Annotated in this window: 8 protein-coding genes; 2 read left to right on the top strand and 6 right to left on the bottom strand. The window is 63.4% G+C overall.

Annotated elements, in window-relative coordinates; all coding sequences use genetic code 11:
• Window positions 1–16: 16 nt before the first annotated feature.
• Window positions 17–1,543, bottom strand: coding sequence for a rhamnogalacturonidase (locus ACODSR_RS19690; protein ID WP_489078277.1), 1,527 nt, complete (start codon window positions 1,541–1,543; stop codon window positions 17–19).
• A 293-nt stretch (window positions 1,544–1,836) separates the two neighbouring features.
• Here ACODSR_RS19690 and ACODSR_RS19695 point away from each other — a divergent pair, with 293 nt between their 5' ends.
• Both ACODSR_RS19695 and ACODSR_RS19700 read left to right on the top strand, forming a co-directional pair.
• Window positions 1,837–3,120, top strand: coding sequence for an oligogalacturonate lyase family protein (locus ACODSR_RS19695; RefSeq protein WP_489078278.1), 1,284 nt, complete (start codon window positions 1,837–1,839; stop codon window positions 3,118–3,120).
• Window positions 3,121–3,247: 127 nt separating this feature from the next.
• Entirely contained in the window at window positions 3,248–6,193 is a 2,946-nt protein-coding gene (locus tag ACODSR_RS19700) for a TonB-dependent receptor (protein ID WP_489078279.1), read from the top strand.
• A gap of 289 nt (window positions 6,194–6,482) precedes the next feature.
• On the opposite strand, the gene ACODSR_RS19705 is transcribed toward ACODSR_RS19700, so the two are convergent.
• From ACODSR_RS19705 to tolR, 5 genes are all read right to left on the bottom strand, one after another.
• The gene (locus tag ACODSR_RS19705; RefSeq protein ID WP_489078280.1) at window positions 6,483–7,283 is read right to left on the bottom strand and encodes an IclR family transcriptional regulator; all 801 of its coding nucleotides are present in this window, start codon (window positions 7,281–7,283) and stop codon (window positions 6,483–6,485) included.
• Window positions 7,284–7,600: 317 nt separating this feature from the next.
• Entirely contained in the window at window positions 7,601–8,110 is a 510-nt protein-coding gene (gene pal, locus ACODSR_RS19710; protein ID WP_489078282.1) for a peptidoglycan-associated lipoprotein Pal, read from the bottom strand.
• Between the two features lie 117 nt (window positions 8,111–8,227).
• Window positions 8,228–9,562 carry a Tol-Pal system beta propeller repeat protein TolB gene (gene tolB / locus ACODSR_RS19715; RefSeq protein ID WP_489078283.1) on the bottom strand — a complete coding sequence of 445 codons (1,335 nt, stop codon included), beginning with the start codon at window positions 9,560–9,562 and terminating at the stop codon, window positions 8,228–8,230.
• Complete coding sequence (locus ACODSR_RS19720) at window positions 9,559–10,536, bottom strand: cell envelope biogenesis protein TolA (protein ID WP_489078284.1); 978 nt, start codon at window positions 10,534–10,536, stop codon at window positions 9,559–9,561. The genes tolB and ACODSR_RS19720 overlap by 4 nt, the downstream gene beginning before the upstream one ends.
• Window positions 10,537–10,543: 7 nt before the next feature.
• Complete coding sequence (gene tolR, locus ACODSR_RS19725; protein ID WP_489078287.1) at window positions 10,544–10,990, bottom strand: protein TolR; 447 nt, start codon at window positions 10,988–10,990, stop codon at window positions 10,544–10,546.
• Between the last annotated feature and the right edge of the window lie 60 nt (window positions 10,991–11,050).

Below are 11,050 nucleotides of genomic sequence, written 5' to 3' on the forward strand. Positions count from 1 at the left end.
ATGTCCCACATCGGCGTCAATGCCGCGCGCGCCAGAGCGGCGTGTTTTGAATGGAGAGGCCCGGCGCATCCTCCATGCGGAAGGGCGGGCGCTGGTCGGGGGTGCTTGTTTCGGCCGTGAAGCGGTCGATCGTCAGCCGTTCCACATGGCGCGCCCATAGCGCCCAACTGGGCAGGGTGCCGAACATGCTGGGTTCGGGATAGGCGTCGGTCAGCTCGGCAGGCTGGCGGGCGGCGTCCGCTGCCGTGCCGCCACCATCATAGACGAGGTGAATGTCGCGCAGCGCCACGTCGGCGATGCGATGGCCGGGCAGGCCCGCAATCGTGGCGGGAAAGCGATGGTCGATGCCGCGCGCGTCGATCTGGCTGATGTCCACGTCGCGGATCGCACCGACGCCGGTACCCTCCGGCCCGCGTCGCCGGTCGCCCAGCCGCAGGAAGAGCGGCGCGGTGGTGACGTCGCGCATGGTGAGGCGGCGGGCGACGATATGATCCATGACGCCACCATCGACGGTTTCCAGCGCCAGCCCCCGGCAGCGGGTGAACCGGCAATCCTTGATGACGATGTTGCGATAGCCGCCATTGCTTTCGGTGCCGAGCTTGATGCGACCGGTGACGCGATCCTGATCGGGGGCGATGGTCTGGACGGTGGTGCGGGTGCCGTCGATGACGGACCCCATGTCATAGCCGGAAACGTCGCAGTCGCGGATGAGGATATTTTCCGCCGCGATGGCGCTGCCGAGCGCAAAGCTGCTTTTGACGACGATGGCGTCGTCATTGGGGGAATTGACCCGGCAGCGTTCCACCACCACGTCGCGCACGCAATCGAGGTCGATGCCGTCGCGGTCGGTGTCGATCGTCAGCCCGTCGATGCGCAGCCCGCGCGTGCCGGTGGCGAGGATGGCGAAATGGCCGCCCTTGTGGATCGTGAAGCCGGACAGGCGGATGTTGCGGCCTTTTTTGAAGGCGATCGCCTTGTTGCCCTTCCCCGCCATGGCGGCGGCGGCGGGTTCGAGGTTGGCGATCTGCGCGGCGGTCATCGCCTGCATCGACAAGGGCCGCTCACCCGCCTGTTTTTTCCAGCGCGCGCCGGGACCGTCGCGGGTCAGGCCCATACCGTGGATCAGGCCGGGACCGATGATCGCGACGTCCTGCACAGCATCGCCCCAGATCAGGCTGTTGTGCCAATGGCTGTGGCCGAAATCCTGATAGAGCTGGTCGATCCCTACTTCGGGCAGGTCGTAGCGCCCGGCGTGGCGTGCGGGATCGGCGGCTTCGATGATTGCGCCTTTGCTGAGCAGCAGGGTGACGCGGCTTTGGAGGCGGATCGAGAAGCAGAGATAGCGGCCAGGGGCCAGGATGACGGTGCCACCGCCTGCGCGCGATGCGGCGAGAATGGCGGCGTTGATCGCATCGCTATCGAGGGTGATGCCGTCGCCGCGCGCGCCATGATCACGCACGTCGATCTGGTGCGCGGCATGGGCGGGGAAGGGGAGGCTGAGCGCCAGCAGGCCGAGCGCCAGGTCGCGGCGAGTCATGTCCATGTCAGTTCCCGGCCGGACTCACTCAGCATCAGGGCAAGGGCGGCGCTGGACGGCATTGGTGGCGACCCCGCTGGAGCGACGGGAAGAAGGGGAGCGGTTCGGACCCGATCCGCTCCCCCCAATATAACTGCCCGTGCAGGAGCAGTTAGCCTTATCCCGTTAAATAGAAATATGATCCATATATCGGGATATTTTGACGGTCAATCACTTTTCCTCTTCCGCCGATGCTGCAATATGGCCATATGTAAGAACTAGGTTCCACCATATAGAACAATAGCAACAGGGGATGGATCATGCGCTTGGCACCTATGGCGGCAATCTTGGCTCTGGCGGTCATCAGCGCCCCGGCGGCGCAGGCCGCGCCCGCGCGCGAATGGATCGACCAGACCACCGGCCATCGCATCGTCCGCATCAGCCAGGCGCCGGGCAGCACCTCACTCTATTTCCATCAGAACAGCTATACCCGCCAAGGCGACAAGATGGTGATCTCTACGCCCGATGGCATTGCCGTGGTCCGGCTGGCCGACTGGCGCGTAACGCCGCTGGTGCGACAGGCGGGGATCAAGCTGTTGCTGGTCGGGCGGCGGACGCGGACGGCCTATTATACCCAGCCCCATGGCGCGGGGGTGATCGTCCATGGCGTGGATATCGACAGCGGCAAGGTGCGGCGGATCGCGACGGTCGCGCGCGGATCGATCGGGTCGATCAACGCTGACGAGACGCTGCTGCTGGGGCAATGGGCGGAGCGCGAGCCGCCGTTGCAACCCGGCGGCGATGGCAACCGGCCCGGCGAGACCGCCTTTGCCGCGACCGGGGCGGACGGCAAGCCGCTTTCCTATGCCGATGCCAAGGAGGTGCGGCTGAACCAGCGGCTGGAGGCGAAAATCCCGATGGAGATTTTCACCATCGATATTCGCACCGGCGCGCGCAAGGTGGTGGTCGCCTCGACCGACTGGCTCAACCATGTCCAGTTTTCGCCGACCGACCCGACCCGCATCCTCTATTGCCATGAAGGGCCATGGCACAAGGTCGACCGGATATGGACGATCCACACCGATGGCAGCGACCAGCGACTGGTCCACAAGCGCGCCATGAATATGGAGATTGCGGGGCATGAATTCTTCTCGCCCGATGGGAAATGGGTCTGGTATGATCTCCAGACCCCGCGTGGTGAAGTGTTCTGGCTGGCGGGCTATGAACTGGCGACCGGCAAGAGGCGCTGGTTCCCCGTGCCGCGCGATCAATGGTCGGTCCATTATAACCAGTCGCCCGATGGTCAGCGCTTTTCCGGCGATGGCGGCGACGCGCAGATGGTGGCGCGCGCGACGGATGGCAAATATCTGACTCTGTTCACGCCGCAGCCCATCCCCGATGTCGCGGGCATCCGGGCGGACAATGCCGACGACCTGATCGAGGCGGGGACGTTGCGGGCGGAGAAGATCGTCGATCTGGCCCGGCATGACTATCGGCTGGAGCCCAATGTCACCTTCACCCCCGACGGTCGCTGGATGATCTTCCGGTCCAATATGGAAGGGGCGAGCCATGTCTATGCGGCGGAGATCGCTCCGGCAAAATGATCCACATTGTGGACCAAATAATCACATGATGATTTTTCTGGCATTATCGACCGACTCCCTATAAGGTGATACGTGAGTTCACATAGTGGGACATCTGGGGGAAGCCCAGCGATCAGGGGAGGATTATATGTTGACCACCACCACTCGTTCCGCGTTTGCACGCCGCAGCTCAGGCCTGGCGCTCGCATCCGCCATGCTGATGGCTGCGCCCGCACTGGCGCAGGACCAGTCGGCACCGGCTGAGCCAGAGGCTGCCGACATCGTCGTCACCGGCTTTCGCGCCTCGCTCAACAGCGCGCTCGGCATGAAGCGCAAGGAAGCGGCCGCAATCGATTCGATCGTTGCCGAAGATATCGGCAAATTCCCCGACTCTAACCTCGCTGAATCGATGCAGCGCGTGCCCGGCGTGGCGCTGGCGCGCGGTGATGGTGGCGAGGGGCGCAACATTTCCGTCCGTGGTCTGGGCGCCGGTTTCACCCGCGTCCGCATCAACGGCATGGAAGGGTCGGCGCAGACCGGCGGTTCGGACATTTACGGCGCGGGCAATAATGGCCGCAGCTTCGACTTCAACGTGTTCCCGACCGAGATTTTCTCTGCTTTGTCAGTGCGCAAGACGCCGTCGGCGGATATTGAGGAAGGATCGCTCGGCGCGACGGTCGATCTGTCCGCGCCCAAGCCATTCGACCAAAAGGATGATTTCGTCCTGTCGATGACCGCGCGCGGCATCTATAATGAACTGTCCAAGAAGGTCGATCCGCGCGCATCGCTGCTGATTTCCAAGCAGTTTGGCGACAGCGGCTTCGGCATATTGGGATCGGTCGCTTACCAGAAGCGCAACATTCGCGAGGTCGGCTATTCGGCTGTCGACCTGTTATCGGCCAATACCAATGGCGGTTTCTGTTCGCCGCTGGGCTATACGCCGCAGAATCCGGCGGACAATGCGCTCAAGGGCGTGACCGCCGCTGATTGTTCTACCGGCAATCCGCGCACCAGCAATGTGGCTGCCTATCAGACGATCCAGGATTTGCGCCGGGCCGACCTGCCTAACACACCCGGCAGCGGCGCGTTCCTGCCGCGTATTCCGCGCTACCTGAACAGCGACCAGAAGCAGGAGCGGATCGGTGGATCGCTGACGCTCCAGTTCCAGCCGGACGACCAGACCGACATTTCGGTCGACTTCCTCTATTCGCGGTTCGAAGTGACCCGCCGCGACAATTATATCGCTGCCATCTCCTTCGCCCGGTCGGCTTCCAATAATGGCCAGCCGATGACGTCGGTGCGCGAGATTGAGTTCGACGAGAATGGATCGCTGGTCCATGGCGTGTTCGACGGGGTCGATGTGCGATCGGAAGGGCTGGTCGACAATTTCGTGTCGACCTTCAAGCAGGCGAATGTCAATTTCCGCCGCGACCTGAACGACAGTCTGACCATTGACGGTCTGGTCGGCTTCAACCGGTCGATCTGGGACGGCAAGAAGCGGCTCCAGACCTTCATCGACGCGATCGACACCGATGGCTTCTCGATTGATTTCCGCGATGGCGGCACCACGCCCAAGTTGGGCTTTGGCGTCGATGTCGCCAATCCTGGCAGCTTCACCTATGCGCCGGGCCTGGCCGACGGCACGGTGCTTGGCGGATTCAGCTATCAGGGCAAGCCGTCGCGCAACAAGACCGACAATCTGACCGCCGAAACCAATCTGAAATGGACCGTGAGCGACGCTTTCTCGATCCGGGCGGGCGCGCAATATCGGCGCAGCGACTTCCTCTCCACCTTCCTGCGTCCTTATTCGGCCGATACGGTGGTTCGCGCATTGCCCGCCGGCACGACGCTGGCCAGCATCACCCGCGACATCACCGGCGTGGACAAGCTGTGGGGTCAGGGTGCGCCCGCCAGCTGGGTGTCGATCGACGCCGACAAATGGGCCGATACGTTCGGCTTTGACGATGTGCGCTTTTGCGGCGTCGAATGTGGCGGCGGTCGCAGCCGGGTGCGTGAAGAGGTGACCAGCGGTTACCTGATGGCCAATTTCGACCTGGAACAGGCGACCGGCTTTGGCATTCGCGGCGATGTGGGCGTGCGTTATGTCCGCACCGACATGCTTTCGTCGGGCTATATCGCGGTCGCCCCGCCAGCCGGGCAAACGTCGCCCACCAATCTGGTCGGCAAGTTCGCCGCCGCGCAGAATGTCTATGACGACTGGCTGCCATCGGCCAACATCGTGATCGAGCCGGTCAGCAATGTGCTGATCCGCCTGTCGGGGGCCAAGGTGCTGGCGCGGCCGGAACTGGGCCTGCTGACGCCAACCAGCGGCGTCAATCCGGTCACCCGCGTCGGCAATGTCAACAATCCCTTCCTCAACCCGATCCGCGCCAACACGTTCGATGTCGCGGTGGAGTGGTATTTCCGTCCCGGTTCGCTGCTCTCAGCCGCCTTCTTCTACAAGGATATCAAGAGCTTCATCCAGAATGTGAACAGCCAGGTGCCGTTCAACGAGCTGGGCCTGCCCAATGCGCTGCTGGAAAACAGCAATACCGCGCCGACCGAATTGTTCACCGTGTCGCAGCCGTTCAACACGCCGGGCGGTCCGCTCAAGGGTATCGAGCTGAACGCGCAGATCCCCTTCACCTTCTTCGACGGGTTCCTGAGCAATTTTGGTGTGCTGGCAAACTACACGCTGGTGACGTCGAAGATCGACTATATCCTGGCCAGCGTCGGCGGCGTGCCGACGGTGACGACGACGGCGGACCTGGTCGGCCTGTCGAAGAAAACTGCGTCGGCAACGCTCTATTATGAGGATGAAAAGTTCAGCATCCGCACCACCGGCAACTTCCGCGACAAGTTCATCCGCGGTATCCCTGCCTCGCCGGGCAGCGATCTGGTGGGCAATGCCAAGACTTTCTACATGGATGCATCGGCCTCGCTCAACGTCACCGATCGCCTGAAGATCATCGTCGAGGCGCAAAACCTGACCGATGAACAGAACCGCCTCTACACCGACAGCGTGCGGCAGGACACATTGTTCGAGACGCGGATCGGCCGGACCTTCACCTTTGGCGTGACCTACCGGATGTAAATTTCACTCTTTCCCCCCCAGCCTCAAGGGCGCGATCATTTCAATGATCGCGCCCTGTTTTTTTGGGTTTTGTCCGTGCAAGGCAGGGCTATCGCATATGGCGTTCGGCTATTCCTCAACGTCATGCTGAATTTATTTAGCTGCGCTGGCCTTCGGCTCAGCATCCATCGTGCCCCAAAAGCCGTGGCTCGTGACGAGAAATGGATCCTGAAACAAGTTCAGGATGACGATGAAGGAGAGGGCCGTTTCATATACGATACCCCCTTGCAAGGGAGGTTTTGAAAACCCTTCAGCGCGGGCCGCTATAGCCCACGGCGGCGCTGATCTGCTGGGTGACGCGCATGACCTGTTCGGCCAAGGTAGGGCGCAGTTCGTCGGTCAGATAATGGGCTGCGCTGGCGATGGAGATGGCGATGCAAATCTGCCCCTTGGCATCGCGGACCGGGGTGGCGATGGAGCGGACGCCGTCGCCCAGTTCGCTGTCGTGCAGCACTTCGCCCCGCGCCTTGTGCGCGCGCATTTCGGCAAGGAAGGCGTCGATCTGTTCGCGCGATGCCTGGCCATCCTTGGCCAGCAGATAGAGCCGTTCCCAGGTCGCTTCATCCTCGTCCAGCAACAGCGCCTTGCCCAGGCCTGTTTCGGCGATCGGGCGGCGGTCGCCAGGGGCCGTGGCGACGCGCAGCCGCTGGGTGCCGGTGACGCGGTCGAGATGGCGGGAAAAATCGCCCTCCCGCTTGCCCACGAACACGCAAAAGCCGGTGCGTTCGGACAGCAGCTCCATGAAGGGGCGGGCTATGCGGACAAAGTCGATCTGCTCGGTCGCCAGCACGCCCAGTTGCAGCAGCTTTGGCCCCAGCGCAAAGCCGTCGCGCGTGACCGTCAGATAGTTGCGGGATTTGAGCGCCTGCACCAGCCGGTGGGCGGTGGTCTTGCTCATGCCCAGCTTACGGGCAAGGTCGGCGGCGCGGATCGGGCCGTCAATCACCTCGTCCATGATGTCGAGCGCGCGCATCAGCGTCTGCGTGCCTTTGACCCCCGGTTCGTTGCCCGATTCCTGTGCCGGGTCCACCCTGTCGTCGCTGTCCTGCATGGCCGTCCATTTTCCTGTTCCGGCATAGTCTATCGGCCAGTTGGACCGAGAAGTCAGCAAGATTATGCCCACCAGATGGAACGCACGCCCAAAAGAGGATGGCCGGGGTGATTGACTGGCGCGGTGCAAATCCTCTCCTGCAAGGGGAGGGGGACCACGAAGTGGTGGAGGGGTGTCGCCCTATCGAGAAGGCGACACCCCACCGTCTGGCCTTCGGCCAGCCACCTCCCCTTGCAGGGGAGGATGCTTTTGTTGCCACAATGAAAAGGCCAGCCGGTCGGGGACGGGCGGGCCTTTCGATCATATCTGGCAGGTGATCAATATTGGATCGTCACCGTCACCGCGCGGCGATTCTGGGCCCAGGAGGCTTCATCCGAACCCAGCGCTGCCGGGCGTTCCTTGCCATAGCTGACCGTGGTGATGCGGCCTGAGTCTATGCCGAGCGAGGCGAGATAGTTTTTCGCGGCATTGGCGCGGCGTTCGCCCAGCGCGATATTATAGTCGCGGGTGCCGCGTTCGTCGGCATGACCCTCTATCGTGACGCGCACGGCCGGATTTTGTTGCAGCCAGGCGGCCTGGCTTTGCAGCGTCGCCTGATCCTCCGCATCGATATCATATTGATCGAGGCCGAAGAAAATACGGTCGGAGGAGACGGACGCGACGAAATCCTCCTGGCTGCCCTTGATCGGGCCGCTGGGTCCGGTCGGGCCGGACGGTTCGGCGACGGCGGCACCGGGCGCGGGCGGCAATTCGGCGGGCGGCTTTTTCGAGCAGGCGGCCAGAGCGATGATGGCGGTAGCCATGACCAGCGTTCGGGACATTTTCATCGGGGGTCTCCTTTGATTGATCCGGGCACCGCCCGCAAGGACGGTATCAGGGTCCGTGATGTTCGTTACGCTGTCAAGACGATTGGGTTCCATGCCAACCGTCAATATGCGCGATTTTCAGGGCAGCAGCGGTCCCCAGGCGGGGTCGGACCCGCTCAAGGGGGTGGGGATGCGACGCTCGTTCACGCCGGTCAGGTCGACCTGCCACACTTGGCTCGACCCCTGCTTGCCCGGCGATGTGCGGAAGAATTGCAGCACGCGGCCATTGGGCGACCAGGTCGGCTGTTCATCCTGCCAGCCATTAGTCAATATGCGCTCATTGTCGCCACCCGGCGTCATCACCGCGATCTTGAAATCGCCCGACAGTTTGGTGAAGGCGATCAGGTCGCCACGAGGCGACCATTCGGGCGTCGCATAGCGGCCGCCGCCATGGCTGATGCGGCGCTGGTTCGAGCCGTCCGCGTTCATGACATAGAGTTGCTGCCCGCCCGACCGGTCGCTTTCAAACACGATCTGGCTGCCATCGGGCGAATAGCTGCCGCCCACGTCAATGCCCGGCGATGTGGTGAGGCGAACGGGCGTGCCGCCGCTGGCGGGAACGCGATAAATGTCGGTATTGCCAGCAATCGCCATCGAAAACAGGATGTTGCGCCCGTCCGGCGACCAGCGCGGGGCGAAGGTCGGGTTATTGCTTTCGGTCACCAGCCGCTGCTGGCCCGCGCCGATGTCATAGATATAGAGGCGCACCCGGCTGCCCAGATAGCTGACATAGAGGATGGATTTATAGTCGGGCGAAAAGCGCGGGGTGAGCGCCATCGACTGGCCGTTGGTGATGAAACGGTGGTTCGCGCCGTCGCTGTCCATGATGGCGAGGCGCTTGACGCGCGCACCCTTCGGTCCGCTTTCGGCGATATAGGCGATGCGGCTGTCGAAGAAGGGGCTTTCGCCCGACAAGCGGGCATAGATGGCGTCGGCGCACTTATGCGCGGCCCGTCGCCAGTCACGCGGGGCGACGACATAGCCCTGACGGGTGAGTTCCTGTTTCAGCGCTACGTCATAGAGGTAGCAGCCCACGGTGATGTCGGCCTCTCCGCCGGTGGTGCGGACGAAACCCTGCACCAGCGCCTGATAGGCACCCCATTTGTCGAATTGCGGAAAAGTGACTTCGGCAAAGGGGATTTGCGGCAGTCCAGCGGGACCGGACGGATCGAACAGGCCGGAGCCTTTAAGGTCCGAGGCGATGACTTCGGCGATCTTGCGGCCGAGTTCCGTGGCGGACCCGGCGGGGGTGGCGACCTCCTGCTGCGCGGGCATGGAGGGGACGGCGACCTTGACATTGCTGTCAATCTCGCCGGTCACATCGACCGACAATTGGGCCATGGCTGGCATCGCTGCGAAGGCAAGCAGCGCGGCGGTCGCCACGCTCAAACGGCGCAAAAGGGTGGGTTTCATCGGTTCAGCCTCGCGTCAAAGCGGAGTGGCCGGAGCCATTTCCATTGGTCGTAAAATTCGGGCGGCATGTTGCGGAAGGGGGAAGCAAGCTTGACCGCCTGAATCGCCCGTTCGGCATGAAGTTTGGCCTGTGGCCGGTTGCTGGCGGTGACGCCAAGCTGGTCGATCACCTCCGGCGTGCCGATCAGCGCGCCGCTCTTGTCGAGCCGCACTTCGAGCAGGGTGACGAGCCGGTCCGCATCCGCGCCCGAAGGCGGACGCCAATGGGGCTTCAACTGGCGGCGCAGTTCGGCGTCGAGCGCCGATTTCTGCGCCGGACCCATGGCGGCGGCGGGCGCCGGGGCGGGCGGTTTGCGCGGGGCTTCGGCACTGGTGTCGATGCCTTTGAGGAAATCATTGCCGAGCAGCGATCCTTTGGGCTTGTCCGCCTTGCCCTGACCCGACGCGCGGGCGGGCGCTTTGGTCGCAGGCTTAGTCGATGCCTTGGCGGCGGGCTTCGATGGCGTGGCGGTGGCCTTGGGCTTGGCCGGGGTCGGCTTGGGCGCGGATTTTTTTTGGGGCGCGGGTTTTTCCGGCGCGGGCTTGGGCTTTGGCGCGACCTTGGCCACCTCCTTCTTGGGCGGCGCAGGCTTTGGCTTGGCGGGCGCGGGCTTGGCGACCGGCTTGGGCGGCACAGGCTTGGGTTGCGGCTTGGGCGGAACCGGCACGGGTTCAGGTGCGGGTTCCGGTTCCGGCGCTGGGGCCGCATCTTGCGTCGGTCCCTGTTCGGGGGCGACGCTGGGCGGGGGCGGTTCGGTCGACAATTTGGGCGCGGTCGATTGCAGCGCAACCTCATCCACCATGGACACTTCCATCGGCGGGGTTTTCAGCTTCAACGGGTTGGGGGTAGCCAAAAAGCCAGCCGACAGCAGCCCGAACAGCAGGACATGCCCCGCGGTTGCGACGCCAAGGCCGATTTTCTCCGTGCGCTCCATCGTCGGTCTATTCCGCCGTGTCGTCAGGCGAGGAGACCAGCGACACCTTGTTCAGGCCCGCGCGGTTGAGTTCGGCCATCACCCGCATCACCCGGCCATAATCCAGCCCCTTGTCGGCGCGCAGGAAGATTTGCGGCGCGTCCGCCTTACCCGCATTGGCGGCGACGATCTCGGCGAGGCGACCGGGCAGGTCGGCGTCGGCCACGGCATCTTCATCTACATAGGTCGCGCCGTCACGGTCGATCGACACGACGGTGGGCTTGGCGTCCTGGTCCAGCCCCTTGGCGCGGGTTTCAGGCAGGTTGACCGGCACACCGGTCACCAGCAGCGGCGCTGTGACCATGAAAATGATCAGCAGCACCAGCATGACGTCGACCAGGGGCGTGACGTTGATGTCGGCCATGGGTGCGCGGCCACGGCCACGACGGCCGGAGGGAGGACCGGACATGGCCATTAGCGGCTGCTCCCATATGCAATCGCCGTTCGGTTCGAGCTTGTCGAGAACAATGCGCAT

It is taken from the genome of Sphingobium sp. FG125, assembly GCF_057809795.1.